The sequence below is a fragment of the Parachitinimonas caeni genome, assembly GCF_030129945.1.
Classification (GTDB): domain Bacteria; phylum Pseudomonadota; class Gammaproteobacteria; order Burkholderiales; family Chitinimonadaceae; genus Parachitinimonas; species Parachitinimonas caeni.
In genome coordinates this window covers 137793-164583 of record NZ_JARRAF010000004.1, presented here as the reverse complement: position 1 = coordinate 164583, position 26791 = coordinate 137793, and the positions used below count along the sequence as shown (strand labels likewise).

The 26791-nt window shown below is 57.7% G+C and carries 27 protein-coding genes; 7 read left to right on the top strand and 20 right to left on the bottom strand.

The features are described 5' to 3' along the window. Nucleotides 1–16 precede the first annotated feature (16 nt). The 8 genes from ribBA to PZA18_RS04910 form a co-directional block, all read right to left on the bottom strand. Complete coding sequence (gene ribBA, locus PZA18_RS04945) at nucleotides 17–1108, bottom strand: bifunctional 3,4-dihydroxy-2-butanone-4-phosphate synthase/GTP cyclohydrolase II (protein WP_284099689.1); 1092 nt, start codon at nucleotides 1106–1108, stop codon at nucleotides 17–19. A 165-nt stretch (nucleotides 1109–1273) separates the two neighbouring features. Then, the gene (locus PZA18_RS04940) at nucleotides 1274–1891 is read right to left on the bottom strand and encodes a riboflavin synthase (protein ID WP_284099688.1); all 618 of its coding nucleotides are present in this window, start codon (nucleotides 1889–1891) and stop codon (nucleotides 1274–1276) included. A 5-nt stretch (nucleotides 1892–1896) separates the two neighbouring features. Further along, nucleotides 1897–2580, bottom strand: a complete 684-nt coding sequence (locus tag PZA18_RS04935; RefSeq protein WP_284099687.1) for an energy transducer TonB — start codon at nucleotides 2578–2580, stop codon at nucleotides 1897–1899. A 35-nt stretch (nucleotides 2581–2615) separates the two neighbouring features. Further along, nucleotides 2616–3146, bottom strand: a complete 531-nt coding sequence (locus PZA18_RS04930) for an SRPBCC family protein (RefSeq protein ID WP_284099686.1) — start codon at nucleotides 3144–3146, stop codon at nucleotides 2616–2618. Between the two features lie 99 nt (nucleotides 3147–3245). After that, nucleotides 3246–3995 (bottom strand): class I SAM-dependent methyltransferase, encoded by a 750-nt coding sequence (locus tag PZA18_RS04925; protein ID WP_284099685.1) that lies wholly within the window; start codon nucleotides 3993–3995, stop codon nucleotides 3246–3248. A 447-nt stretch (nucleotides 3996–4442) separates the two neighbouring features. Next, nucleotides 4443–5549 (bottom strand): bifunctional diaminohydroxyphosphoribosylaminopyrimidine deaminase/5-amino-6-(5-phosphoribosylamino)uracil reductase RibD, encoded by a 1107-nt coding sequence (ribD, locus tag PZA18_RS04920; protein WP_284099684.1) that lies wholly within the window; start codon nucleotides 5547–5549, stop codon nucleotides 4443–4445. Continuing rightward, nucleotides 5546–6010: a transcriptional regulator NrdR gene (gene nrdR, locus PZA18_RS04915; protein WP_284099683.1), complete on the bottom strand. Its 465-nt coding sequence runs from the start codon at nucleotides 6008–6010 to the stop codon at nucleotides 5546–5548. Before nrdR ends, ribD begins: the two co-directional genes overlap by 4 nt. Further along, nucleotides 6007–7233, bottom strand: a complete 1227-nt coding sequence (locus PZA18_RS04910; RefSeq protein ID WP_284099682.1) for an aminopeptidase — start codon at nucleotides 7231–7233, stop codon at nucleotides 6007–6009. Before PZA18_RS04910 ends, nrdR begins: the two co-directional genes overlap by 4 nt. A gap of 119 nt (nucleotides 7234–7352) precedes the next feature. Here PZA18_RS04910 and PZA18_RS04905 point away from each other — a divergent pair, with 119 nt between their 5' ends. Next, the gene (locus PZA18_RS04905; RefSeq protein ID WP_284099681.1) at nucleotides 7353–8240 is read left to right on the top strand and encodes a LysR family transcriptional regulator; all 888 of its coding nucleotides are present in this window, start codon (nucleotides 7353–7355) and stop codon (nucleotides 8238–8240) included. Here PZA18_RS04905 and PZA18_RS04900 read toward each other — a convergent pair. Continuing rightward, nucleotides 8237–9307, bottom strand: coding sequence for a WD40/YVTN/BNR-like repeat-containing protein (locus PZA18_RS04900; RefSeq protein ID WP_284099680.1), 1071 nt, complete (start codon nucleotides 9305–9307; stop codon nucleotides 8237–8239). The genes PZA18_RS04905 and PZA18_RS04900 overlap by 4 nt on opposite strands. A gap of 169 nt (nucleotides 9308–9476) precedes the next feature. Here PZA18_RS04900 and PZA18_RS04895 point away from each other — a divergent pair, with 169 nt between their 5' ends. After that, on the top strand, nucleotides 9477–10262 hold the full coding sequence (locus tag PZA18_RS04895; RefSeq protein ID WP_284099679.1) for a hypothetical protein: 786 nt from the start codon (nucleotides 9477–9479) through the stop codon (nucleotides 10260–10262). Nucleotides 10263–10318: 56 nt separating this feature from the next. On the opposite strand, the gene PZA18_RS04890 is transcribed toward PZA18_RS04895, so the two are convergent. From PZA18_RS04890 to tyrS, 6 genes are all read right to left on the bottom strand, one after another. After that, nucleotides 10319–10789: a hypothetical protein gene (locus PZA18_RS04890; RefSeq protein WP_284099678.1), complete on the bottom strand. Its 471-nt coding sequence runs from the start codon at nucleotides 10787–10789 to the stop codon at nucleotides 10319–10321. A gap of 260 nt (nucleotides 10790–11049) precedes the next feature. Further along, nucleotides 11050–11841, bottom strand: coding sequence for a DUF2145 domain-containing protein (locus PZA18_RS04885; RefSeq protein WP_284099677.1), 792 nt, complete (start codon nucleotides 11839–11841; stop codon nucleotides 11050–11052). After that, a complete protein-coding gene (locus tag PZA18_RS04880; RefSeq protein WP_284099675.1) occupies nucleotides 11838–12245 on the bottom strand; it encodes a hypothetical protein in 408 nt (135 codons plus the stop codon). The genes PZA18_RS04885 and PZA18_RS04880 overlap by 4 nt, the downstream gene beginning before the upstream one ends. A gap of 101 nt (nucleotides 12246–12346) precedes the next feature. Next, nucleotides 12347–13090 carry a substrate-binding periplasmic protein gene (locus PZA18_RS04875; RefSeq protein WP_284099674.1) on the bottom strand — a complete coding sequence of 248 codons (744 nt, stop codon included), beginning with the start codon at nucleotides 13088–13090 and terminating at the stop codon, nucleotides 12347–12349. 216 nt (nucleotides 13091–13306) lie between these two features. Then, nucleotides 13307–13576: a MoaD/ThiS family protein gene (locus tag PZA18_RS04870; protein ID WP_284099673.1), complete on the bottom strand. Its 270-nt coding sequence runs from the start codon at nucleotides 13574–13576 to the stop codon at nucleotides 13307–13309. Between the two features lie 259 nt (nucleotides 13577–13835). Then, nucleotides 13836–15059: a tyrosine--tRNA ligase gene (gene tyrS, locus PZA18_RS04865; RefSeq protein ID WP_284099672.1), complete on the bottom strand. Its 1224-nt coding sequence runs from the start codon at nucleotides 15057–15059 to the stop codon at nucleotides 13836–13838. 243 nt (nucleotides 15060–15302) lie between these two features. Here tyrS and PZA18_RS04860 point away from each other — a divergent pair, with 243 nt between their 5' ends. The 4 genes from PZA18_RS04860 (at nucleotide 15303) to PZA18_RS04845 (ending at nucleotide 21023) form a co-directional block, all read left to right on the top strand. Beyond that, on the top strand, nucleotides 15303–16529 hold the full coding sequence (locus PZA18_RS04860) for a M23 family metallopeptidase (protein ID WP_284099671.1): 1227 nt from the start codon (nucleotides 15303–15305) through the stop codon (nucleotides 16527–16529). Further along, nucleotides 16526–17647 carry an anhydro-N-acetylmuramic acid kinase gene (locus PZA18_RS04855; protein ID WP_284099670.1) on the top strand — a complete coding sequence of 374 codons (1122 nt, stop codon included), beginning with the start codon at nucleotides 16526–16528 and terminating at the stop codon, nucleotides 17645–17647. Before PZA18_RS04860 ends, PZA18_RS04855 begins: the two co-directional genes overlap by 4 nt. A gap of 702 nt (nucleotides 17648–18349) precedes the next feature. Continuing rightward, nucleotides 18350–19060, top strand: coding sequence for a substrate-binding periplasmic protein (locus PZA18_RS04850; protein WP_284099669.1), 711 nt, complete (start codon nucleotides 18350–18352; stop codon nucleotides 19058–19060). A gap of 76 nt (nucleotides 19061–19136) precedes the next feature. Next, nucleotides 19137–21023 carry an MFS transporter gene (locus PZA18_RS04845; RefSeq protein ID WP_284099668.1) on the top strand — a complete coding sequence of 629 codons (1887 nt, stop codon included), beginning with the start codon at nucleotides 19137–19139 and terminating at the stop codon, nucleotides 21021–21023. 90 nt (nucleotides 21024–21113) lie between these two features. Here the strand turns inward: PZA18_RS04845 and PZA18_RS04840 are convergent, their stop codons facing one another. Then, nucleotides 21114–22622, bottom strand: a complete 1509-nt coding sequence (locus tag PZA18_RS04840) for an AMP nucleosidase (protein ID WP_308447329.1) — start codon at nucleotides 22620–22622, stop codon at nucleotides 21114–21116. A 462-nt stretch (nucleotides 22623–23084) separates the two neighbouring features. Here PZA18_RS04840 and PZA18_RS04835 point away from each other — a divergent pair, with 462 nt between their 5' ends. Then, nucleotides 23085–23762 carry a hypothetical protein gene (locus PZA18_RS04835; protein ID WP_284099666.1) on the top strand — a complete coding sequence of 226 codons (678 nt, stop codon included), beginning with the start codon at nucleotides 23085–23087 and terminating at the stop codon, nucleotides 23760–23762. A gap of 186 nt (nucleotides 23763–23948) precedes the next feature. Here the strand turns inward: PZA18_RS04835 and PZA18_RS04830 are convergent, their stop codons facing one another. From PZA18_RS04830 to PZA18_RS04815, 4 genes are all read right to left on the bottom strand, one after another. Then, nucleotides 23949–24602: a hypothetical protein gene (locus PZA18_RS04830; RefSeq protein ID WP_284099665.1), complete on the bottom strand. Its 654-nt coding sequence runs from the start codon at nucleotides 24600–24602 to the stop codon at nucleotides 23949–23951. Nucleotides 24603–24674: 72 nt separating this feature from the next. Beyond that, complete coding sequence (locus tag PZA18_RS04825; protein WP_284099664.1) at nucleotides 24675–25166, bottom strand: hypothetical protein; 492 nt, start codon at nucleotides 25164–25166, stop codon at nucleotides 24675–24677. A gap of 71 nt (nucleotides 25167–25237) precedes the next feature. Further along, nucleotides 25238–25966: a hypothetical protein gene (locus tag PZA18_RS04820; protein WP_284099663.1), complete on the bottom strand. Its 729-nt coding sequence runs from the start codon at nucleotides 25964–25966 to the stop codon at nucleotides 25238–25240. Between the two features lie 57 nt (nucleotides 25967–26023). Then, complete coding sequence (locus PZA18_RS04815; RefSeq protein WP_284099662.1) at nucleotides 26024–26788, bottom strand: hypothetical protein; 765 nt, start codon at nucleotides 26786–26788, stop codon at nucleotides 26024–26026. Between the last annotated feature and the right edge of the window lie 3 nt (nucleotides 26789–26791).

The window sequence follows — 26791 nt, the reverse complement described above, 5'->3', positions numbered from 1 at the left end:
GTTCTGAATGCAGAGATCAATCGGGCATTACAAAACCGGTCACCTCCAGCCCGAAGCCCGCCATGCTTGGCATCTTGCGAATAGGTGATAGCAGCTTCATTTTGCCAACCCCCAAATCCCGCAGCATCTGTGCGCCAATACCGTAGGTGCGCAGATCCCATTTACGTGCCGGCTCACTGGTTACGCCTGGCAACGCTCTGGCCAGCAGATCATTACCCGATTCTTCACGATGCAGAAGCACCAGCACGCCGGAGCCTTCGGCATTGATCTTGTCGAGTGCCGGGAAAATCCCCCAGGAATGGCGGCCGCTCTGAACATCCATCCAGTCCAGAACCGAGAGCGGTTCGTGAACCCGCACCAAGGTTTCGCGCTCCGCAGCGATGGCTCCCTTGACCAGTGCCAGATGGCTGGCGCCTGTCGTGCGATCCCGATACGCAACCAGTCTGAATTCACCGCGAGGCGTCTCGATCATGCGCTCGCCGACACGCTCGATCAGCGATTCCATTCGGGCACGGTAGTGGATCAGATCAGCAATCGTGCCAACTTTCAAATCATGCAACTTCGCAAATTCGATAAGTTCGGGCAAGCGGGCCATGGTGCCATCGTCATTCATGATTTCGCAGATGACCGAAGCAGGCACCAGACCAGCCAACCCTGGCAAATCGCAGCCGGCCTCGGTATGCCCTGCGCGCATCAACACCCCGCCCTCGCGCGCCCGGATCGGGAAAATATGCCCAGGCTGGACAATGTCGGAAGGCTTGGCATCTCTGGCCACAGCCACCTTGACGGTGTGTGCACGGTCGGCCGCAGAAATACCTGTCGTCACCCCTTCGGCAGCCTCAATCGACAGCGTAAATGCCGTTCCGAACACCGTGCCATTGCTTTGGGCCATTTGCGGCAGATTGAGTTGCCGACAGTGGGCTTCAGTCAAGGTCAGGCAGATCAGGCCACGGCCAAACTTGGCCATGAAATTGATGGCTTCCGGCGTAACGTGCTCGGCCGCCAAGACAAGATCTCCTTCATTCTCGCGATCTTCTTCGTCAACCAAGATCACCATCTTGCCAGCCTTGATGTCGGCAATGATGTCCTGAATCGGGGATATAGACATGATTAGTTTCCGTTTTTACTTAGTCAGTTAGACCAGCCCGGTCTTGCAAGCCAGTCTGCAGGCGGCTTGCGGCCAGATTGGCCGGTGCGGCATTGTCCCAGATCGGTTCTGGTCCGGCCACCTGCCACCGCCAGGCCAGGCAGTTTGCTAAAGGGTGGACCCCGATCATCGGGCTAATTGCGGGTCCACTTCCAGCATGCGTCGCACATAGCGGGCAATCAGGTCGATTTCGAGATTCACCCGTTCATCCACCTTGAGATGACGCAGGGCGGTGTTCTGGATGGTGTGGGGGATCAGATTGATCGAGAACTCACAGCCGTTGGCAGTATCCCGCACCCAGTTGGTGGTCAGCGAAGTGCCATTGACTACAGCAGACCCCTTGGCTGCCAGAAATGCCGCAAGCTCTCGTGGCGCTTCGATGACCAGCTCATGGCTCTCGCCAACCGGCTCGAACTTGCGCACCACGCCCAAGCCATCTACGTGACCCGACACCAGATGTCCACCCAATCGATCACCAAAGCGCAGTGCCTTTTCCAGATTCACTTCGCGCCCCGGTTGATCCAGTCCAACCGTGCAGCGCAAAGACTCCGCCGAAACATCGGCGACAAAGCAGCGGCTGTCGAATTCGATCACCGTCATGCAGGCGCCATCAATGGCGATGCTATCCCCCAATGCCACATCGGACATATCGAGCCCGCCTACTTCAACCGTCAGTCGCACCCCCGCTTCGTTGGGTTTGACTTCGCTGATACGGCCCACCGCCGCAATAATGCCGGTAAACATACAGATCATTCCTTGGTTTTAAACTGCAGCGAGACACAAGCCGCATAGGGCTTGGCTACGCCTTGATCGATAAAAGGTTCGAACCGCCACTGCCGCAGCGATTCGAGTGCTGCCTTGTCAAAAGTGCGGTCAGGTTCGGCATAAGCAAGAATGGCTTCAGTAATTTCTCCGGCGGGGCCAATCAGCACGGCCACATCCACCTTGCCCTTGATGCCCTGATCCAGCGCCTCGGCCGGATAATAGGGCGGCGTCTTGCTGATGGTACGTGCCATCAAGGGCGTGCCGGTTGGGTCCAAAGCTGGTCCGGCTGCCACGGGCAGCACCCGGACACTGACCTTGGGCTGGCTACCTTCGAGCCGGAAGCCCACCTTGACCATCCGATCTGGCACCAGCGGTACACAGCCCTCCCCCATCGGTGCGAACTTCCAGCGTGAAGCCACAATCAGCACCGCCGGATCAAACCGTCCCTTGGGCACTGAATCGACGACTTCAAGCGCCTTGGGCAAGCCAGTTTCGTTCACTTTGAATTTGAGGGTGACCTCACCCTCCAGCCGCGCTGCCACGGCCTCTGCCGGGTACTCCGGCAAGGTGAACTCACGAGGGTAGCTGATCTGGCGCGGTGCGCCGTCGGCGAAACAGACACTCGACACCCACATCGCTGCGACACCCAAACATTGCTGTGGTTTCATCGCACACCTCCTAGGCGCTGCCGGCACCTGCAATCTCAGCGGGCCTCGGCCAACTTCTTCAGATTACCGAGCCCTGCTTCGAAGTCCGGCCCGACCATCCGGTCCATCATCAAGCCCATGTATCGGTTTAGCGGATTCATCCCGAGTTCCCCCGTGTTGCTCCAGCTGACGCGGATGCCGCTGCCTTCAGGGGTAAGGGTCACTTCACCGGTCGATACCATGTTGAACTCAGGAAACTCCAGCTTGTAGACCATACGTCGTGGCGCCTCGATGGCCGTAAAAGTCATGCTGCCACTGCCTTCTGTCTTGCTCTGCCAGGACCATGCCGCCCCGACACCTTTTTCTGGGCCGGAATACTGGATCGTCATGGCGGGATCGCGCTGATTCCAGACGGTCCATGCCTTCCACTGGCGCGGATCTTCGATATAACTAAACAGCTTGTCAGCCGGAGTATGGATCAGGGTACTGCGCCGGACTTCAAATCGTCCCGGCAGGGCCAGCCCTACCACCGCCAGAAACAGAGCCAGCACCACCAAGGTAAACAGAATTTTTTTAAGCGCCTGCATACACCTTCCACCTTTTTTCAGGAATCGGTTTCACGACCTTGGCGCGGTTGACGTCTTTTGTTTCCGGCCTCAGAAACACACTATCAACACAGCCTTGGCTCAGGCGGGTTTGCGCACCACCCTCAGCTTGAGCGGCCAGCTGACATAGCGTGTCTCCGCCGGATCACCCCACTGCCGTAACAAACTCTCACGCACCGCAGGCAGCGGGTCGTTACCCTTGGCTTCGCGATAACGTTGGGTGGCCGACCAAGTACCCAGATAGCCAATCAGCTGGTCCAGATCCCAGTCAACAGCCAGATCAAAGGCAGGCGTCTCGATGTCCGGAAACGGCAACTCCAGCCCGGCATAGCCTGTTTCCAGCCAACGTCGCTCTGGCGGCCAGAATGGGCCAACCGTTTCGTGATAGAAGCGGCTGCAGATCTCATCAATGCCCGGTTCGAGGCGGAAGGTCTCATAACACCAGACCGCCGCCACGCCGCCGGGCCTGAGCACCCTGCTCAGTTCTGCGGAAAATTTCGGCACATCAAACCAGTGCAAAGCCTGCGCGACCGTAACCAGATCACAGCTTCCATCGCCCAGGCTGATCTGCTCGGCGGGTTCGCAGCGGTAGTCAATGTTTGAGCGTTGCTCGGCCTGCAGCAATTGCTTGGCGCTGGCATCCGTCGCCACCACACGCTCGAAACGGCCCGCCAGCTCGACGGCCGCCTGGCCGCTGCCCGTTGCCAGATCCAGCGCCCGCTGGCGCGATGGCGCTTGAGTCGCCAGCCAGTCAAACAGGGCTGCAGGGTAGCGCGGTCGGAACTGGGCATATGCCGCCGATTGAGTGGAAAAGTGATCCTTGAAGCTCATTGCATCTCCTTGTTTGTTTTCATCCACGCAGAAGCTGTTTGCCACATCAACGATCTGCCTAGGCTCTGTTGACGTTTTGTTTCCGGTCGCGCCGGGCCGAGTTTTGGGGCAGGGCTAGGCAGGGTAAGCGTGGTTTAGCGGGCTAAATAAGCGAACCCTAACAACGCCGTGCCCCAAAAATCGACCCGGCCCGGAGGGTTTCGCCGGATTTGGGCCTGCTGCGGTGTTGAAAACCGCTTGCTTAGCTCACTAAGCGGCGCGTTTTTCGCCTTGCATCAGGCCCAAATTCGACGAAACGCGATCCGGAAATAAAATGTCAACAGAGCCTAGGTTCTGTTGCCTCAAGTCACGGCCAGGCTTGGCGTCGGTTCATCTTCTGCCTCTACCGGCAGACACTGCCTGGCACAGCAGGTTTGCCCGCCACGGCCCCGGCTGGCTCACATCAGCCTATTCCCTTGCCAGCAGATACCGGGTATCCGCTCCAATCTGCCGGCGGTCCAGCATACGGCCGCTTATCCGCTCGGTCAGTGCTGCCAGGGACAAATCAGCCGCATTCCGAGCAGCGCCGCCAAGCAGTATGGGGGCCTGGTACAGCAATAGTTCATCGACCACACCGGCCTGCAATAAGGCGCCATTCAGTGTAGCCCCTGCTTCGACAGTTATTTCGTTATATGACCGCCGGCCCATTTCGGCGACCAGTGCAACCAGATCAACTCGACCATCCGCCCCCGGCATGCGCAGTACGGTTGCGCCTGCGGCTTCCAGCGCCTGCTGCCGATCAACCGGCGCATCGCCACAGACGATCAATATCTGTCCGGGCTGGCGCAGAGTTGCCGCAGTAATCGGGGTACGCAGCCGGCTATCGACAATGATGCGTGTCGGCTGGCGGCCGATATCGAAATCCCGCACCGTTAATAGCGGATCGTCGGCCAGGATCGTCCCCACCCCGGTCAGCATGGCGCAGGATCGTGCCCGCCAGCGTTGCACATCGGCACGCGCCTGAGGTCCGGTGATCCACTTCGATTCGCCATTGGCCAGCGCCGTTTTGCCGTCAAGGCTCATGGCGATTTTCAAGCGCAGCCAGGGTCGGCCGCGACGCAGACGCGAGAAAAAACTGCGCAAGCTCAGTTCGGCCTCTGCTTCGAGCAGGCCCACCGACGTCTCGATGCCTGCTTCGCGCAGCCGCGCCAGGCCACGTCCGGCAACTTGCTCGAAGGGGTCGGTACACGCAGCCACCACACGACGCAAACCCGCCTTCACCAAGGCATCGGCGCAGGGCGGTGTGCGACCGAAGTGGCTGCACGGCTCCAAGGTGACATAAGCCGTCGCCCCCGCCGGGTCGATACCCTTGGCCGCACACTGCTTGAGGGCTTGTATCTCGGCGTGGTCCTGCCCCGCTGCCAACGTATGACCGGCACCGATCATCAGCCCATCCCGCACGATCACGCAGCCAACACTCGGATTGGGTGAAGTCAGATAACGCCCCCGCTCGGCCTGCTCCAGCGCCCTTGCCATGAAGAAATGGTCTTCTGCTGAGAACTCTGGCTTGCTCATGTGCTGGCGCCTTTCTTGCTCACTTCGCGGATCACGTCCTTGAAATCATCCACATCCTGAAAACTGCGATACACCGAAGCGAAGCGGATGTAAGCCACCTTATCGAGGCGCGCCAGCTCGGCCATCACCATCTCGCCGACCCGGCGCGAATCGATTTCGCGTTCACCCAGGCTCAGTACCTTTTGCACGATGCGGCCAATGGCTTCATCCACCAGCTGGGTCGGCACCGGGCGTTTGTGCAAGGCCCGCATGAAGCTGACCCGGATCTTCTCGCGGTCGAACTCGGCGCGGTTGCCATTGAGTTTGACCACCTGCGGCAACCGGACTTCCGCAGTCTCGTGCGTGGTAAAGCGCTTGTCGCAGGCCGCGCAGCGCCGCCGCCGGCGCACGCTGTCCCCTTCGTCGGACATGCGCGTATCCACCACCTGGGTGTCGAGTGAGCCACAAAACGGGCATTTCATTGCTTATCTCCTTGCTGGACAGCTGCCGATGGCGCTGATTCTACCGGAAGCCCCTCTGCAAGCCGCGCCAGTTCTGCATCACGTCCAGCCTGGCTCATCGCGGTCAGCATCCTGATCCGCTGATAAAAACGGGCAAAGTCCCGCCCCTCCTGCTGAAACAGGCGGCGTAGCGCCGGAACCTTGTCGTGGTAGGTTGCGAGGATCGAGAAGTGGGCGTTATTCGGGGGGGGATCAAACCAGCCATCGTATCCGCCATACCCGCCCCATTCCCGTTTCAGCTGCTGATAACGTTGCGAAAGATCCTGCAAGACTGCCAGCTTGCCCAGTCGCTTCGCTTCTGCCGGCTGATCGGTAGCATAAAGCGCAGCCAGCTGCTGTCTGGTATCGCGCATCAAGCGATGAAACCCTGCCCGGCGCTGCTCGCCAAGCTGATACCGGCCAAATGCCTGGGCATCCTGCCGTTGCGCCAGCCACAGCTCAATGCCTTCCAGCTCGACCGCCGTCGCAAACGCTTCGTTGAAAGCACTATCCCCCGCGACATAGGCCACCTGATGCGCCAGCTCATGAAAAATCAGCCGGGCCAGATCAGCCTCGCCATAGCCAAGCACCGTACTGAGCAGCGGATCATCAAACCAACCCAGAGTTGAATAGGCCGGCACGCCATAGAGATAGACATCCAGTCCCTGCTGCTGCAGCGCCGCTGCCTCACGCTTGGCATCCGCCTCCAGATGATAGCCGCGATATGGCACGCATCCCGCAAAGGGAAAGCAGTGGACTTCCGGCTGCAGGGACAAAGCTGGCGTGGCGATGACATTCCACACCACATAAGGTCGGCCGACATCGGTGTAGCGGGTATATGCCGCGTTATCGGGCAGCTGCAGGCGCTCGCTGGCAAATCGGCGGATCTCAACCGCCAGCTTCAGCTTGGTTGCCAATGCAGGCGGCGTGCCGGGATTGGCTAGAACCTCATCAATCGGTTGCGCTCTTTGCAACAGATCCATCTGCCCTGCAGCAGCTTGTCTAAAAAAATTGAAGCCTGCGCATCCCTCTAAACCGAGCAAAAACGTCAGTGCAATCAGCACCCTGATGGCTCTGCGGACACCCCTTCCAACACTGCGAAAATACTGAACACCGTAGCGATTCACCCATTCAAAACCCAGCAATGACAAGGGAATATAAAGATTAAACTGACCACCAACGCATAGCTTGCCGATTCTGTACATGACACTTTTCACTATGTCGAAAGACCTATAAATTCTGTCGGTTTGTTGTGCAAGCGTGACACAATTGACAGCCTCTTCAATACAATACAAGACCGTCTGTTCTTGAAATTTAAACAAATATGATTCATTCAGACTTGAATCGCCTGGCCGTCTTTGTCTCGGTGGCCGAGGCCGGAGGATTCACCGCAGCCGCTGAACGCTTGGGTATCGCCAAATCTCAAGTCAGCCATCAGATCGCCAGGCTTGAGAAGGAGCTCGGGATCGAATTGTTCAGCCGTAGCACCCGCCGCGTTGCCATGACCGATGCCGGCGAGCAGCTTTACAACGAATGCGCCCCGGCGCTGGCCGCGCTGGATAATGCCGTAGCCGATCTGGATAGCGGCAATGGTCATTTGCGTGGCCGGCTGCGCATCACCGCCCCATCCAGCTACGCCCAATGCAAACTGGCAAGGCAGATTGCCGAGTTTTCGCAGCTGCATCCTGGTTTGGACATCGACATCGTGGCAACCGACGAGTATCTCGATCTGATCGCCGAAGGCATCGACATCGCTATCCGGGTTGGCAATCTGAAAGATTCCAGCCTGCATGCCACCCAACTGGGTAGCTTCCGCATTCAGCTGGCCGCTTCGCCGCAGCTGCTTGATTCGTATGGGCCGATTGCGCACCCTGCCGATCTGCAAAATGCGCCGTGGGTGGTTTTATCGACCCTGCAAACCCCGTTGACCTGGGCTTTTACCGGGCCCAGAGGTGAACAGCAGGTGGTACAGGGGCGTTCTGTCTTCCGCACCAATAACACCGAAGTATCCGTACAGGCCGCCATTGCCGGCTCCGGGTTCGTGGTAGCCCCGGACTATCTGATCCAGCCGGAAGTCGCCAAAGGTAGGTTGAGCATCGTCTGCCCGAGCTGGACTTTGTCAGATCGCGTCTATTCGGCGGTTTATCCCGCCAGCCGCCAGCCGCCAGCCAAAGTCCGCGCCCTGGTCAACTGGCTGAAAGCACATTGCTAACGCGCCGCTTGCTGCCAGACCAGGCAATACACCGGTGGCAGTTCGGCACTCAAGCGTTGCCAGCTGTCACCGCCGTTCATACTTACCCATAGCGAACCTGTGGTCGAAGCCATCGCCAGATCCTGGCCATCCGGCCCCACCTCCAAGGCGTGACGGAACACCAGATGATAAGCCGGCGATGAAGGCAAGCCCTGATTGAGCTTGCGGAAGCTGGCACCACCATCTTCTGTGCGCAAAACATAAAAATCGCCATTTTCAGGAATCCGGCACTCATCCGCCTGCGCCGGCACAAACCATGCAGTCTGCGGGTCAGCAGGATGCGCTGCCACCGCAAAGCCAAAATGGGAGAGTGGTGCAGCGGGACACAGTTCCTGCCAGCTCTGGCAGTCGTCATCTGAACGGAAAATCGCGTTGTGATGCTGACACCACCAGTACTGACGCGCATCGCGGCAGACCGCGAGGCGGTGGGGATCTTGAATGTTCGGGTCATGACGGCGCTCGGGCGGCATATAAGCGGCCCACATTCCAGCAGAAGCCTGGCGCCAGCTCTGGCCATCGTCGTCACTGCGCCAGACGCCGCCACAGCTCACCCCCACCGTCAGTTTGCCGATAACGGCCGGATCAGCCACCACACTATGGATGCCCGCATCATCGGCGCCGCCACCAAACCATTCCTTGCGTTCCGGTCTATCCCACAGTGAACGGTTGAGCTGCCAGCTTTCGCCTCCGTCATCCGACCGGAACAAACCTGGCGGCAGGCAGCCAGCCCAAAGCGTTCGCCCTGCGGGTGTCAGGCACCAGATCGTATCCACGGCTGGCTTATCCGCCTCTTCCGGATCAAAGGCCGGCACGCCCAGTTCACGCCAAGTCTGGCCAGCATCATCAGACCGATGCAGCTTGGGGCCAAAATGGCCATGCCGTAACGCCACCAGCCAGACTGGCCCTTCTGCCAGCACTGCGGTCACGGCAGCACCCGCAAAGTGGTGTCCACTCTGCTGCCAGCCTTCTGCATCGTGTTCAAAAACAAACAGCCCTTTTCGGCTACCGACCAGAATACGCTTGCTCATCTCACCCCCTATCAGGACAGCCCGTGCAACCAGTCAGACAGGCCCCAAGCTATAGGTTTAGCCGAACATCCTGCGAAGCCGCCAGCCTGACTGCGCGTCAAACGACCAAGCGGTGCTAAATTTGCAAGACTCCCTCTCCGATTGCCAGCCCCAGCCCAGCCAAGACTTTATGGAACGTCCTACCTGCCCCAAGTGTGGCTATAGCCGCCAACCCAGCGACACCGCCCCCGCCACCGAATGTCCACGCTGTGGCATTGTCTTTGCCAAGTACGCCGAACATCTGGCCAACCGCGCCGCCGGCAAGCCCGCCGCGCGCCTATCGGCCAGCGAGGAGATCGAAGACGAAGCCGGCTGGGTCGCCAAATTGCAGACCCGTCTGTTTGCACTCCCGAATCAGGTGGATACCACCATTCTGGCCATTGAGGCCCTGGCGTTTGGCGTGTTTTTGCTATGGGGGCTGAACTTTATCTTCAGCAACTGGCGAGACAACCACATCGGCGCATCCTTCATGCATCAGGTAAATCTACCGTTTCATGAATTCGGCCATGTGCTGTTTCGACCTTTTGGCGAGTGGATGACCTTTTTGGGCGGCAGCCTGTTTCAGTGCCTGCTGCCGCTGATCCTGGCGGGAGTCTTTGTCTGGCGCGAAAGCAAGCCGTTTTCAGCCAGTTTCTGCGTGTGGTGGATGGGGCAGAGTGTCATGGATGTTGCCCCCTACATCGGCGACGCCACGGCAATGGATATGCCGCTGATTGGCGAATATACCGAAGAAATCGCTGATAACCGGGCCTTGCGACACGACTGGCACAATATTCTCGAACCACTCGGCTTGCTGCATTGGGATCAGCGCCTCGCCACCCTTGCACACCTGCTGGGCGCCGGCATCATGCTGACAAGTTGGGCGTGGGGGGGCTGGTATCTATGGCGTTGCTGGCAACAGAGCCGGCAAAACTAAGTAGCCATGCCAATCGCGCTTCGCTGGATTTGGATGATGATGGATTTGGATGATGATTAATGTGAATGGCAATCTTTCTTGCTGATCTCAATACTCGCCAAATCCACACCATCGCTACTTTTGTAATGAAAGATAAACACCGCGCCCAATTCGATTGAGGGCTTCATGGCGATGTTGCTGCAAATATTCTTGATAAGCGCCGCCTTTTGTGAAGACTGGAAAACCGATTTCTCCAGATCTGCCGCAGCAAAATTCGGCAAGGTATAAAAATACGCCATCCGAGCCCCTGCGCTGGCTTCGGCCCGATCAAGCCGTGTCGTGTCGTCGACCATCGTTGGCGCTTTCTTATTTATATCGGCAGCCGCTTCAACCAACCCTTGGGTCAGCCCTTCCTCAATCTGCTTGCCGGGCAAAGCATTGGTCAGGGCATTGCTCCAGGGCAGACTGCGCGCAATCCATACCACACCGCCGACTGCAAATGCCGCAACCACCACCCCTGCCAACGCAATTCCCCACTTTTTATTCATATCTGACCTTTTTATCTGAAATGGCGACAAACCCGGAATTTAAATAAGGACGAGCGCAATAAAAGCAGTATTTAAATATCTGGCGGCAAAAAGCCAAGCCTCGGTTGATTTCCTTGCGGCGCATCAGCCCAAACGCCGTGCCTGGATGACGTGAAGCCCGCGCCGAGATGGGTTGGAGAGGTTCTGTTGTCGTGAGGTTTGCAGTCGCCGGGCTTCACTTCGAAACGCGATCTGTAAACCTCACGTCAACAGAACCCAGGTCAGGGCAAGGTCAGGACTTCCTGCTTGATGAGCTCTCCCTGCTTGTCGATATACGCGGCAATCGACTCAACGGTCGCGACATCAATCTGACCGGCCATGCGACGACCAAATGGGTGGTCATCGAAAGCGATATTGGCTCGCGTGATTCGCCCACCCAGCCGGGTCAGGGTTGGAATGTAGAGCGTACTGGGTAGATAGCCATTCTGCCGGAGCCAGCGTTGCGCCTGCTCACGCCCGAGCGGTGAGCCGGGGTCGCCGGGCATTTCAGCCGATGCCAGGGTCTCCAGGAGCCACTGGTTGGAGTTTTGATACTGACTGGAAAATGGGTAGGCCACCAGGTTATAGCGTGGCTCATGCAGCCGTAGCGGTTGCTTCAGGGCCAGGGCAAGCCGCGACTGCAATTCGGGTTTGAGACGGAGCACCAACACTTCGTAATAAAGCGGGTCGTCCATGAAGAAGTTGGCCAGCCCCTCGTCGTAGATATCCGACTCAGCCGTGCCGCAGCGATTCAGGGCATGCCGCACCAACCAGCGCCCTTTAGGATGGTCTCTCCAGGCATAACCCGCATGCGAATAGCGTAAACCGTAGCGGCTCATATCCCGCCCGATGCGGCCCAGAATCACCACTTCATCATTGCTGGCTTCCAATCTGTCGCGCAGCTTCGAAGCCAGCGAAAAAGCCTTGCTGGCAGCATCCAGCGTTATCGGCTTTTCTTCGCAGTTCTGGCCCGCTTGCACGATACCAATGCCCAGAAGGAGCGTGGCAACCAGCGCCCGCGCCAGCCTGATCATCGGGCTCTGGAGTGATGCAGCAAGCCCTTGCCAACCTCATTGGGTAGGTAGGCGATCAGCTTACCCGATGCCACCAGTGCGGTTCCGGTTGCTTCAGACACCACATTGACGACCTGCCCCGTTGCCAGCAATACCGTCCCCACACCTTGGGCGCTCAGCTCGACGGTCACCTTGCCACCTCTGCCAAGCTCCTTGAGCACCGCCACCGTCGATTCACCGACTTTGCCCACCGACTCGACCACCAGTTCGGCGCCGCCAGACAGCAACGAGGCCGACCCGGCCACCACGACAAAGGAACCCGCAAACGACACTTCGGATAGATCCGAATACCCCCAAGCAGGCGTCAGGCATGTACCAAGACCCAGCAAACCGGTGGCAAGGGCTTTTACAAACAGTCGTTTCATCGGTGGCCTCTCCGTTGTAACCCGCATGGTGGGCAGCAAGCAGACCCGTTCGTCTGCCTTATCGAGACTCGGCGTTGTCGGCAAAGTTCACTGTGGGCGGATCAGGGCGAGGGTTCGGTGTATTCGGCCACGAGTTTTGCATAGGCACCCGAATCAATCATTTTCTGTAAACCGGCATCAAGCTTATCTGCCAGTTGCTGGCCGTTAGGCGTCTTGCGCGAAAACAGCAGATAGTAGACGTTCTCTTCGATGACCTTCGGGTGATGCGTGAACAGCTTGCGTTCGGCCGGAGTAAAGTGCTCGTTGATCAGGGCGTAACCCACCACTTTGGAGGTGTGGTAGACGTCGATACGCCCTGCCAGCATCTTCTTGAAATTAAGATCGGCCGTCATGGCCGGGTCCGCTTCAATCCCGCTCTTCTTATAAAGCTGCTCCTGCTTGTAGCCGATGGTGTAGCCAACCTTGTACTTGCGGATATCGTCAAAGACATGCCAGTCAAACTTGGTGGACTTGAGATGAAAGTACACACCCTCGTCCCGCACCAGCGGGATCTTGTTGTAAATGAACTCGCGCTCCCTTTCATCCGTCTTGTTCCAGGGGAAAGTCCCGTCAGACTTGCCTTCCTGCACATATAAATAGCTACGCTTCCAAGGTAGGTATTCATATTCCGTACGCAACCCTTCCAGTCGGAAGGCTTCGGTCACGATGCGCTCAATCAGCTTGGCTTTGGGATTGCTTGGCGAGGTATAAGGTGGCCAATCTCCAATTGCCAGCCGCACGGGTTCCTCGGCGATGGCGACAGAACACAACAGGCACCCACCCAGCCAGATTGCCGGATATTTCATGCATCACCTCAAAGCCGGGTGGCAACCCCACATTGCCATTTCTGTTTACCCATGAATTGTTTGGAGACCTCGCAAGACCGTGGCTTCAGACCGGTATTCAGCACTGCAGAGAAGCATTGATGCCGCACAGCGCTGATTTTCAAGACATAGCGCTCACACAGCCCCGAAAATTGCAGCGAACACAGATTTCTCTGGATCACCCCCTACCAATACTACTCACCCGCCAGAGAGCGCTTGCATCACGTAGATTTCAGCATCAGGAGGGATAGGGTTGGACAGCACATCGCCCCGGCGCAGCATGGCGCCGTTGACGAACACCGCAACATGACGCCGCAAATGGCTGTGTTCGTCCATGACATAGCCCCGCAAGGCGGGATACGCCGCGAAGACCAGATTGAGTGCGGCCGCCACCGAGTTGGCGTCAACCGCCACGGTGTGGGCAGGGGCATGGCGTTGCAGATGGTGAGTGAAAGCGATGGTAGGCATGGCAGGAACCCCTCTGGCAGATGCACGGTTGTCCTGTCTTTGTTATAGCGCGTGCAGACGGGCGTGTAGCGATGTCTGGAGCCCGCTGGCAATTATTGCGTCAAAAACAACAGGGCGCCGGCCATGCAAATGGCGGGCGCCCTGACGGGGTGCTACCAGATTCTGTTGATCTTAGGCTCTATTGGCATTTTATTTCCGGATCGGAAACAAAATGTCAACAAAGCCTAGGGTTACAGTCGTAAACCTAACTCAACAGCGCTTAAGCCAGTGTCACGCGAGCGAACTTACGCTTGCCTACTTGCACAACCAGCGTCGTACCCTTGGCAATTTGCAGCTTCAGGTCTTCGACCTTGCCGCCGTCCACCTTCACACCACCACCCTCAATCTGCCGACGGGCTTCCGAAGTGCTGGTCACCAGATTCACCTGCTTGAGCAAACTGCAGATATCGAGCGCGGCGCCGTCGAGGGTCAGGGTGACTTCGGGGATGTCATCCGGAATACCGCCAGCGCTTCGATTCTGGAAATCGGCCAGCGCCTGCTCGGCATCACCCAGCGAGTGGAAACGCGCCACGATTTCCTGGCCCAGCAGGACCTTGATGTCGCGTGGATTGCGGCCATCGCGCACTTCGTCGCGGAACTGGCGGATTTCGGTAATGGGGCGGAAGGACAACAGCTCGTACCAGTCCCACATCAGGTCATCCGAAATCGACATGACTTTGGCGAACATCTCGTTGGCCGGATCACTGACGCCAATGTAATTGCCGAGTGATTTCGACATCTTCTTGACGCCATCCAGACCCACCAGCAAAGGCATGGTCAGCGTCACCTGTGGCTCCTGGCCATGGTGCTTCTGCAATTCGCGCCCCATCAGCAGGTTGAACTTCTGGTCGGTCCCGCCCAGCTCAACATCACTCTGCATCGCCACCGAGTCGTACCCTTGCATCAGCGGGTAGAGAAATTCGTGAATGGCAATCGGCTGATTGCTTTCAAAGCGCTTCGAGAAATCATCACGCTCCAGCATGCGCGCCACAGTATGCGTCGCAGCAAGCTTCAACATGCCGGCCGCCCCCAGCTCCGACAACCATTTTGAGTTGAACATGACTTCGGTCCGCTCGGCATCCAGCACCTTGTACACCTGATCTGCATAGGTCTTGGCATTGATCTGGATCTGCTCGGGGCTCAACGGCGGGCGGGTGGCGCTCTTGCCGGTGGGGTCGCCAATCAGGCTGGTGAAGTCACCAATCAGAAACTGCACCTGATGGCCAAGATCCTGAAACTGACGCAGCTTGGTCAGCACTACGGTATGACCAAGGTGCAGATCCGGCGCTGTGGGGTCGCAACCGAGCTTGATCTTGAGTGGCTTGCCGGTACTCCGGCTCTTTTCGAGCTTTTTGACAAGCTCGGCTTCGACCAGCACCTCGTCAGCGCCGCGCTTGATGATTTCCAGGTCCGCAGCGATATGCGGGTTAGGTTCGACACTCATGGGAATTCCTTGCGAACTTGGCTTCTGTTCAGGCTTTGTCAGCTCTTTTGATCGACAAAACCCCAACAGAAACTGAATTAAGATGGGCTCGCTCGTTGGCGAGGGCGCTGGCATTTGTTACCCTTGCCGCCTCAGCGACAAGCCAACAATTACCAGATGTTCCGTCTAAAACTACCGATTCTAAACCAAAACCCCCGCACTGCAGCAAAGCCCACATGGTCGCGCTGGGTGTTGGTGGCAGCGGTGCCTTCACTGGTGGTGGCCGGTGCCTGGGGTGTGGCAGAAGCCGACCGCGAAGCGCCTCCCCCCCTGCAAGAAGTCATCACCTCAATCAATTTACCTGCCGTAGCCGAATCTCAGACCTCTGGCAGTTATATTCACGAGGAGCGCATTCGAGCGGGTGATTCGATTGCTTCGCTGTTGTCACGACTCCAGGTAGATGACGACGAGGCCAGCCGCTTTCTGCGCACCAGTGCCGAAGCCCGGCCATTTGTCCAGCTCAAGCCCGGCCGCATCTATCGGGCGGAAACCGACAAAGACGGCGAACTGCTGCGGCTCTCAACCGTGCAGCCCGAAGGCGTCGAGTGGATGCTGAGCCGCAACGACGACCAGTTCAAAGTCGAAAGCCGCCCGGTGAGCTGGCAGCCTCGGCCCGTCATGAAATCGGGCACGATCGTCAGCTCCTTCTTTGGCGCCACCGACAAGGCCGATCTGCCGGACAGTGTGGCCATGCAGATGGTTGAGCTGTTCTCGACCGACATCGACTTCCATCGGGATCTGCAAAAGGGCGACCGATTTACTGTCGTCTACGAAATGCTTGAGCACCAAGGCCAGACCATGAAGCCAGGCAGGCTGCTGGCAGCCGAGTTCATTAACGCCGGCAAGCGCTATCAGGCCGTGTATTTTGAGCGCAGCCCCGGACAGGGGGACTACTACGCCCCCGACGGCAAGAGCCTGCGCAAAGCCTTCCTGCGCTCGCCGCTGGAGTTTACCCGTATCAGTTCCGGCTTCAGCGCCGCTCGGCTCCACCCGATTTTCAAAACCTGGAAAGCCCACAAAGGCATCGATTTTGCAGCCAGCACCGGTACCAAGGTCAAAAGTACCGCCGACGGCACAGTCCTGTTTGCCGGCACCAAAGCTGGCTACGGCAATGTGGTCGAGGTCAAGCATTTTGGCGATTACAGCACGGTCTATGCTCATCTCTCTGCCATCAGTAAAGGCGTAAAGACAGGTGCCAAGATCCAGCAGGGCGATATTGTGGGGCTGGTTGGTTCAACCGGCTATGCCACCGGCCCACATCTGCACTACGAATTCAAAATTGCCGGCGAGCAAAAAGACCCGCTGGCACTGAAGTTGCCCACCCCCAACCCGCTATCCCGGACCGACATGCCCCGTTTTGCGGCCAGCAGCGCTGCCCTGATGCACCAGCTGGATCAGCTTTCCGGCACCAACCTTGCCCGTTTCGAATGATGTTCCGAACCCCGGTACGACCACTCACCGACCTGTACATCGGCTTGATGTCGGGCACCAGTCTGGATGGCATCGACGCCGCACTGGTTGATTTTGGCAGTGGCTCGCCGCAATTGGTGGCCGCCCATTTCGAGCCTATGCCCGACACGCTGCGTGCCGACCTGCTCGCCTTGCAACAGCCGGGGGAAAACGAACTCCATCGTGCATCGCTGGCCGCCAACGCCCTGGCTTTGGCTTATGCCCGTGCGGTCGAAGAGTTACTGGCCCATAGCAGTGGCAAACGACGTGCCGTCGCCGCCATTGGCTGCCACGGCCAGACCATTCGCCATCAGCCTGACTCCGGTTACACCGTACAAATCGGCAATGCCGCATTATTGGCCGAATTGACGGCGATACCCGTCGTCAGCGACTTTCGCAGCCGCGATGTCGCGGCAGGCGGCCAAGGCGCCCCGCTGGTCCCTGCATTTCATAGTGGACTGTTCCGTGATGCACAGATGCACCGGGTGGTCGTAAATATCGGCGGAATTGCCAATCTCACCGATCTGCCACCGGGCGATGGCACAGTAACCGGCTTTGATAGCGGCCCCGGCAACGTGCTGCTTGATGGCTGGATCGCCCGCCACCGTCACGCCCAGTATGATGCCAATGGCGACTGGGCAGCCAGCGGCCAGGTCAACCAAGCCTTGCTCGACCGGCTGCTGAGCGAGCCCTATTTCAATGCCCCACCGCCCAAGAGCACCGGTCGGGATCTTTTTCATCTGGCCTGGCTGGATCAGCAGTTGTCGGGGTTGGCGTTACCGCCAGAAGATATTCAGGCAACCTTGCTGGAATTGACTGCCCGGTCAATCGCTCATGCCACCTTCCAGCATTGCCACGCGGCCGAAGAGGTCTATCTGTGTGGAGGCGGCGCCCGCAATGGCGCGCTGGTCCAGCGTCTGCAGGCTTTGCTGGCACCGCTGCCGGTCGCCAGCACCGAAGCCCTTGGCCTGCATCCAGACTGGGTCGAAGCCTGCGCCTTCGCCTGGCTGGCTCGACAACGCCTGCATCACCTGCCGGGCAATCTTCCTGCCGTCACCGGCGCCAAAGGTGAATGCGTGCTGGGTGCTGTTCACGCCTGAGCCGTCGCCACGGCCCAGGCTTTCGCCCTATCTGGCGATGTGGCCGTTTTGTTTCCGGAATCAAAACGACAGCAGCACCTTGCCACACCGGCTGCCCACCTCAAGCACATATCGTCATATCAAGACTTGTACCTGTCAGCCCAGCCTTCTATGAATAAGGCGGCCAGCCTGCCAGGGTGAGCTTCAAGGCTGCATGCGACGTTCTCTTGCTCTCAACGCACATTCTCGCCTTTGGAAGAGCCCCCTGCCACGAACCGGATTCCGTGACAGGTTACTCAAACCAGCGCCGCGATGCCTTACCGGTAACGGCGCTCCCTGATTGTCGCACCGTGGCGCAACAGGAATAATTCCCATCCACCAGAACAAAGAAGGGGCCGATGTGGCGGGAGATCTATCGCCAGTCGCGCCAAAAGTTGGCCCCTCGACATTCGCGCCCCAGCAGAATGCGGCGCGTAACATACCGGGAGAGTAAAAATTATGAGTATTTCCGCTCGGTGGGGTATGCCAGCAGAACATGCCGGACAAGCCCCCCACCTGCGAGCATTAGCGTCGAGGCTGCCAGTGTGCCGGGCTTTCGGGCGCGACAGGCAAGACACGGGAGAGCACAGCCTGTTTTCCCGGACCCTGAGGCGCATAACGGGCCTTTGCAGCGTAGAAATCGATAAAGCGGGGCAGCTTCGCCACCGGATCATCGCATTGAGCATGTGTGGTCTGCTGGGAGTCCACAGCGCTAACGCAGAAACCGTGACCATTGGTGCCGAAGATGACTGGTACCCCTACTCCAGAGTGCAAAACGGTCAACCGAAAGGAATGGCGGTTGATCTGGTGCGCGAAGCATTTGGCAGTGTTGGCATCGACGTTCAATTTCAGTCCCTGCCGTATTCGCGCTGCCTGGCCCTGGCCCGCATGGGTAGCGTTGCCGGTTGCTTTGACACGGCTCGCAACACACGGCTGGAGCCGCAGTACCTATGGCCATTCCAGCCACTGTTTACGGCGCGAGTGCAGATCTTTGGCCGCGCCGATGTCAGCCAACGCAATCTGCAACTCAAAGATCTAGAAGGTCGTGAGGTCGGCGTGACGGCCGCCTATGAGTATGGCGAAGCCTTTGACAGCAATCCGCGTGTGCGCCGCGTGGTATCAGATCGTGATCTGCAGAGCTTTCGCAAACTCCTGAACGGGAAGGTCGAATTCGTCGTCATCTATGAGAAAGTGGCCAACCACTTGCTGGAAAAACATGCCCACGAATTCAAAGGTCGAATCAAGCCCGTTGGCGAGGTCGGGGAAACCGGCCTTTACCTGGCCCTAAGCAAGACAGCACCCAATGCCCGCATGACCGCAGAGTGGTTTGATCGGGGCCTGGCTACGATTCTGCGCAACGGCCGTTACAAGGCAATCGAACAAAGCTGGAAATAAACATGCGTGCGATTTCTTGACACCGAGCGCCCTCACCGTGACTATCTGCCGGTCATAAATCCGGCACAGACAAACCATGCACAAGCCGAACCAGTTTGACCTACTGAAGTCACGACGCTTTCTGCCACTGTTTCTCACCCAGTTTTTGGGGGCGTTCAACGACAATCTGTTCAAAAACTCGATGCTGGTGATGATCACCTTCCTCGGGCTGACCACCATGGGCCTGGATGCGCCCACGCTGGTCAATGCGGCGGCAGGGGTGTTCATCCTGCCTTTTTTCCTGTTTTCCGCCACGGCGGGCCAGCTGGCCGAGAAGTACGACAAGGCCAAGCTCGCCCAGGCCATCAAGCTGCTTGAAATCCTGATCATGCTTTTGGCGGGCATCGGTTTTTCCTATCGCAACGCAGCAGTGCTGATGACCTGCCTGTTCCTGATGGGCATTCACTCGGCACTGTTCGGGCCACTCAAATACTCCATCTTGCCGCAATATCTGAAGGAGTCGGAGCTGCTCGGCGGCAACGGCTTGATCGAAATGGGCACCTTCATTGCCATTCTGCTGGGCCAGATCACCGGCACGCTGATGGTCGAACACAGCCCGAACAGTGCCCTGCCTATTGCCATCGCCTGTGTCAGCATCGCCTGCCTCGGCCTGCTGACCTCGCGTGCCATGCCGGCAGCGCCTCCTACCGCCAAAGACCTCAAAATCAACTGGAACTTCATCGGCGAGACACTCAGCATCATCAAGCACGCCCGTGGCAACGTGGCAGTCTTCAACTCGATGATGGGGATTTCGTGGTTCTGGTTTTTTGGCGCGGTCTATCTGACCCAATTGCCAACGTTCAGCCAGAAAGTGCTGGGCGGCAACGCCGAGGTCTACACCCTGATGATCACCCTGTTTTCAGTCGGGGTCGGTCTTGGCTCGATGCTGTGCGAAAAAATGTCTGGTCGCAAAGTAGAAATCGGCCTGGTGCCCTTCGGCTCAATCGGCCTCTCCCTATACGGCATTGACCTGTACTTTGCCGCTGGCAATCTGGCAGCGCACGGACCGCTGATTGGCGTCAGCGCCTTCCTGCACACCGCCGGTAGCCTGCGCATCATGGCTGACATTCTGTTGATGGGCATGTTCGGTGGCTTCTTTATTGTGCCGCTGTATGCCCTGATCCAGATGCGAACCGAGCCCGCCTACCGCTCGCGCATCATCGCGGCCAATAACATTCTCAATTCCTGCTTCATGGTTGTGGCCGCCGTCATGAGCATCCTGATCCTGCAGCTGGGGGCCAATATCCCGCAGCTGTTGCTGATTGTTGCCATCATGAACATGGTGGTGGCGGTGTATATCTATCGCCTGGTACCCGAGTTCTTCATGCGCTTTCTGGTGTGGATTGCCACCCACACCCTCTACCGTGTGCGACATGAAAAGCTGGAGAACATCCCTGAGGAAGGGGCTTGTGTGCTGGTCTGCAACCATGTCAGCTTCATGGATGCCCTGGTGTTGGCGGGTGCCTGCCGCCGCCCGATCCGCTTTGTGATGGACCATCGTATCTTCAAGGTGCCGGTACTGAATTTCATCTTTACCACTGCCGGTGCCGTGCCGATTGCCTCGGCCAAGGAAGACCCGGACATGAAGGCCCGCGCCTTCGACAAGGTGGCCGAGTACCTGGCCCAAGGCGAAGTAGTCTGCATCTTTCCGGAGGGCCAGATCACCCGCACTGGCGACATGAACCCCTTCCGCAGTGGGATTGAGGAAATCATCGCCCGTACCCCTGTGCCCGTAGTACCGCTGGCGCTACGGGGGTTGTGGGGCAGTTTCTTCAGCCGCAAGGATGGCGCGGCCATGATGAAGCTTCCACGCCGTTTCTGGTCGAAGATCGCGCTGGTGGCCGGCGATGTCGTGCCGCCAGAGAATGTGACCGCAGCCGGCTTGCAGGACGTCGTGGCGAACTTGCGAGGCGATTGGCGCTAGGCCCCACGGCCGATGCAGTAGCCACAAAACAAACAGCCCCGGATCTTCCGGGGCTGTTTGTTTTGAGCCGTAGGTCTACGCCCGTTTGCCTTACTGGAACGCCACCTCGGCAAAGCTGCGCAATTTGCGGCTGTGCAGCTGGTCCACGCCCTGCTCGCGCAATAGCTCCATAGCGCGGATACCGATGCGCAGATGCTGATCCACCCGCTCACGGTAGAAATGGTTGGCCATGCCTGGCAGCTTGATCTCGCCGTGCAGCGGCTTGTCACTCACGCACAGCAAGGTGCCGTAAGGAACACGGAAGCGGAAACCATTGGCGGCAATCGTCGCGCTTTCCATATCCAGCGCAATCGCCCGGCTTTGACTGAAACGGCGCTGTGGACGATTGTCCGGCAACAGTTCCCAGTTGCGGTTGTCGGTACTCGCCACCGTGCCGGTACGCATGATGGACTTCAGCTCCGAAACGCCAACCTGGGTGATATCCGACACGGCTGCCTGCAAGGCCAGCTGAATCTCGGCCAAGGCCGGGATCGGTACCCACAGTGGCAGATCTTCATCCAGTACATGATCTTCACGCACATAGCCGTGTGCCAGCACATAGTCGCCCAGCTGCTGGGTTGTGCGCAGACCCGCGCAGTGGCCCAGCATCACCCAGGCGTGCGGGCGCAATACGGCAATGTGGTCAGTAATCGTCTTGGCATTGGCTGGGCCGACACCGATGTTCACCATGGTGATGCCGCTATGGTTTTCACGGACCAGATGGTAAGCCGGCATCTGCGGCATGCGTGGCAGCGGCTTGCCGAGTTCATCGCCCGGCTGCGCCTCGAAACCTACCCGGCGGGTGACCACATTGCCCGGCTCGATGAACGCCACATACTCGCTGTTCGGGTCATTCATGGCCTCGTGGCCCAGGCGGATGAACTCGTCAATATAGAACTGGTAGTTGGTGAACAACACAAAGTTCTGGAAGTGCTCGGGTGCTGTGCCGGTGTAGTGGCGCAGGCGGTGCAAGGAGTAATCCACCCGAGGCGCGGTAAACAGAGACAGGGGCTGCGGCTCGCCAGGGCTAGGTTCGTAAGTACCGTTGGCAATCCCGTCGTCCATCACAGCCAGATCAGGCAGATCGAACACATCGCGCATCAACAGCCGACGCTCTGCCGACATGCTGCCTTCGATGTGATCATTTTCAGCAAATGAAAAGTGTACCGGGATTGGCTGCGAGCTGACGCCAATTTCCAGCTCGACCTGATGGCTTTGCAGCAGCAGGCCAAACTGCTCCATATAGTAGTCGCCGTATAGATCCGGCCGGGTCAGAGTGGTTTCAAAACGGCCGGGGCCGGAAACAAAGCCGAAGCTCAGGCGAGCGCTATCGGTCGAATGCAGACGGGCGACGGTATCGGTCTGCACACGTATGTAGGGGTAGCAGGCCCTGACATGGCCGGGTAGTGCTTCGCCGGAAACAAATCGGCGCATGGCATCGCGCAGGTGGGCGATGCTGCTGTCGTAAATCTTGCGGACCTGCGCCAGCGCTTCGGCCGGATCGGCATAGCGGGTCGGGGCAATATAGTCGGGGAGGTACAGAATGGTTTTATTGTTCATAGTCATATTCTTCTGATGTTGATTTGTTATAGACGTCACGGCTGGCATCGTCGTCGTTCGAACCGGTCTTCGACCCCGTCACCCAGGCTCAATTGACACTTTTTTAGGTTGCACCTTGCCCTGACACCCGAAAACCGGTTGGTCGGGGTGGGAATCAGGCATCGGGGTTGGCTTTGATGCTTGGACCAATCACATCTCTGCAGTGATTGGGGTACAACACAGTTTGAACTGCCAGATCAGCCGCTTGCGAACCCTGCAAGCCGGCCGTGAGAGGTTCGAGAACCCCTACTTTAGCGCCACTTGAGCCAGTTCGTCAGCGTTTCTTTGATTTCACAGTAAAAAATGACCGATTTCTGTCACAAAAATTCCCAACTCCACCTTTTTTCGCGAGCTTCAGCCATCATCTGGCCCTAGCAGATACCCTCACTAAAACCAACACCTAAAGCCATTTTGAGACGCTCAATGAAAACCCTGCTCTTATGTTCTGTATTGCTCACTGCCAGCGTTCACGCCACGGACGCCATGACCGCCACCGCTCAACGCTTTGTACCGAAAGGCTGGAAGCTGCATTCGTACAAGGTTGGAGACCTTAATCAGGACAACCGTGCCGATCTGGTTGTGATTGCCGAGCAAAATGACCCGGCCAAGCGCATCAAGAATGAAGACCTTGGCACTCAGGAACTCAATCTGAACCCCCGACGCCTGCTGATACTGCTGCAAACCGATACCGGCTACCAAACCGCTCAGTCGATTGATGGCTTCTTGCCCAGCGCCAACGACGCCGACTCGACCTGCCTGCAAGATCCTTTGGAAGTAGGCGGCATCAGCATCGCCAAGGGCGTACTCAATATTGAAAAGCATTACTGGCAAAGCTGCGGCAGCTGGGAGGTCTCGCACGACACCTATCGCTTCCGCCACGAAAATGGCCGCTTCCGGCTGATTGGCTTTGATAGCTGGTCAATGATGCGCAATTCAGGCGAGCGCAGCGAGGAAAGTGTGAATTACCTTACCGGCAAGAAAAAAATCGTCAGCGGCTTGAATGAATTCAAGCCCGGCAAGCCCAAAGTCAAATGGGAGACCATTTCCAGCGGGCAAACCTATTACCTTGATGACACAAATCTTCCAGGCAGCAACCGTTAATCACCACGATTTGGACAGCCCGGCTCATGCCACGCATGTGCCGGACATTCGATGGCATCTAGGCTCTGTTGACGTTTTGTTTCCAGTCGCGCCGGTCTATATCGTCTGGTCGCCACTTCTGATGAACCCCCAGTACTAAGGTCCGTCGCATCCCCCTGCAAAGCCCGATCCCAGGATCGGGCTTTTTCAATCCAGAATCAGAAACAAGGCGCTCTGGGTGTGGATGGCCGTATCGAGCATGGTGATGGCGGTCGTCCATGCCTGGCATGCTGCCTTGGCGGCAAAACTTTCATCCGACTCCGACGGCAGAGGATACGGAGGAGGAACGGTAATCGTGCGATTGGGGGCGGCATTGATCAGGATTTGCCGGAGGTCGCGGGCTTGAGCGGGGCTTAACCAACCACCATAGTCGTCGAGCGCCGGTAGCTGCATGGCCAGCGTGGCAAGGCCCTGAGCGTGCAGCAGGGAGTGCAGCGGCTCGCCACGCAACAGCCGCTGCACCACCGCTGGAGGCAGCTTGGCCTCTGCCAACAACGTCGGTAGTTGCAAATGATGGGGCGTCTGCCCAGCCCGACCGAGCGATGTGGTCTTGGTCAGTCTCGCCGCCAGCATCAGCAGCAACCACTTTTCTGCCCGATCGCACTCGTCGGCATCCTCGCCTAGCCAGCTCTCGTCGAATCGCAAGACCTGCAGCACTTCTTTGATCGTGTCATGGCGGGTGGCCAGCGCCGCTTGGGCCATGTGGCGTAGTGCGGTCGTGCCGCCTTGCGTCAGTCCAGCGTGGATCTGATGGCCAAAGGCAACCGGGTCAAACAAATAGGCAAAGTGCAGTACCGCCATTTCAGTCCTCCACGCAAGGCGCTCGATACAGGGAACAGGCTTTAAGCCCTGCCTGCCACCCTGAGACCCATCTTACTGCTTCTGTGTCGGCAACGCGTTTGGCACCTCCGGGGAAGCGCAGTGGGAAGGATGCCCGCCGTTGTAGGTATCGTTGACCTCGGTGGCATGCCGCTCGATCACATAGGCAGTCAGCGCCAGCTTGAAGGCATCATTGTCGGTTCCTGCCGGTGCCTGCAGGCTCCAGTGGCCTTCTCCACCGTGCTCCGGCGTATACACACCACGATAACCTTCCGGCATGAAGGCAATTTGGCCCGCAATACCGGGGGCAGGCATGGCATTGACGCCCAGGATGATGAATCTGGCCCGGCATGGCTTTTGTGGTGCGCTGAACCGGGCATTTTCAAATGTTGATACGCCGTCGGGGTCCACCCGCCACTGGGCGTTGTTCACCTGCGCATAGGTGGCATTACGCCTGTTTATCCCGCGATAAACTTCGACATCCGCCCAGGCCGTGGCGCTGAGTAACAGGCTGCCCAGAACCGCCGTTGCAATAACAAATTTCATGGTGCTCTCCCATCTTGGGTGGTTGCCCCAGGTTTGCTGCCGTATCAAGAACGGGCATCAGGGGCATCCATTTAAATAACCAGACTCTCGACAAATTGCTGCGAGCATTCGATGCCGATTTCAGATTTTGGGGTAATATCAAAAATATTCTCATTGATACGATTACCCAGCTTATCTAAAACCCCCGCTCGCAAGGTGGCATATCCCGCCTCATACAGAGATGAAATATTGATTCGTGCATCAATTTTGCCAATCAACCCACGGGTTAAAAACTTCTGCTCCAACAGGTTATTGATTACTTCACTGGTCGAAAATGACAGCGCCAATTCCCTGACCACGCCATTTTCATTGACAACACTGATCAAAAAATTAACTGCCGAGCAGGCGTGGCTGTTTTTATCGAAAACCAGCCTGGGGGTACTATCTGAAGGTTGCTGGCTTAATACTCCCAGAGCAGTTTTTGCCAAAACTCCTTCATCGGGCATAAAGGCTGCAGCAAACATCTTGCAGACCACTTCTGGAATTGAAAAATACAAGCCCGGTGGTTGATAACTATTATGCGTCGTTACCCCTGTCCGCCAGGCAAGATTACTCAGCGTGTTGTAATAGTGGCGGTCCCAGTCATCCGCCTTGCTGAAGCGATCATATTTCTTGCTTGCTGCGAGCTGGGCCAGCAAATTGGAATTCAGTAAATCCATGCCATTTTGCGACCGGATATCTTTACTGGCCGTAAAGATATTTCCAGCATCAACAAATATAAAATCGCCGTCAGGCAGAGGCGTGATTGGATCAAATAACATGATTTCCTCCTTGAAATCTTGAAAAAGGCGGAGGCCAGCCCCGCCTTTTCTGCAATATCAGATTTCAATGTCCTTGATATATTCGCTGGCGCGTCCAGCCAGTTTGTCGATCACCTGCTGGCGGACCCTGCCGTAAATGTGCTCGTTCAACACGCATTTCTGCGCGCTTTGAACCAACTTGACCGAGCTTGAAGTCCACGAGAACCAGAGGAAGCGGGTGACATGCTTGGTTGATTTGAAGTCCATCGCAGCCAGGGCCATCACCACCTGTCCATCATCCTCGCCAACCGGCATGATCTGGAAAGTACCGATGTTGTCGGGGAAGCTTTGGCTATCAAACAAGTGCAGTGGCCCTTCATTCTTGGGGTCTTCCCGCAGCGAGGTCAGCGCCGCACGCAGGATCTTCATCTCATCGCCGGTGGCGATGGCACTCAGGATTTCCAGCACTGCATCGGACAGCACCAGCGAGGTGCCCGATGGCCGATAGTCGCGGAAAGCAAACGCTGGCACGACCCAGCCTACCTGGGCCAGAACCTCGACATACTTGTCGTACCACAGTTTGGTCTGCTTGAAGCGGTCGTAGGCTTTGGACGCCGCGAGCTGGGCCAGCAAGGTGGAGTTCAGCACGTCGTTCTTGTGCTGTTCGGTCAATCCGGAAACGAAAGACACCAGACTGCCGGCGGCCACTGCGGCCCCGGCATCTTCGCCCTGTGCCACCCGCAGCGGCGTGCTTGCCGTGGCGAGGTTAGCGCTATCGAATTCTGGTAATTCCAGCGCTTGAATATACTGCACGGCATGGGCAACTTTGTGGGAGATAGTCATGAT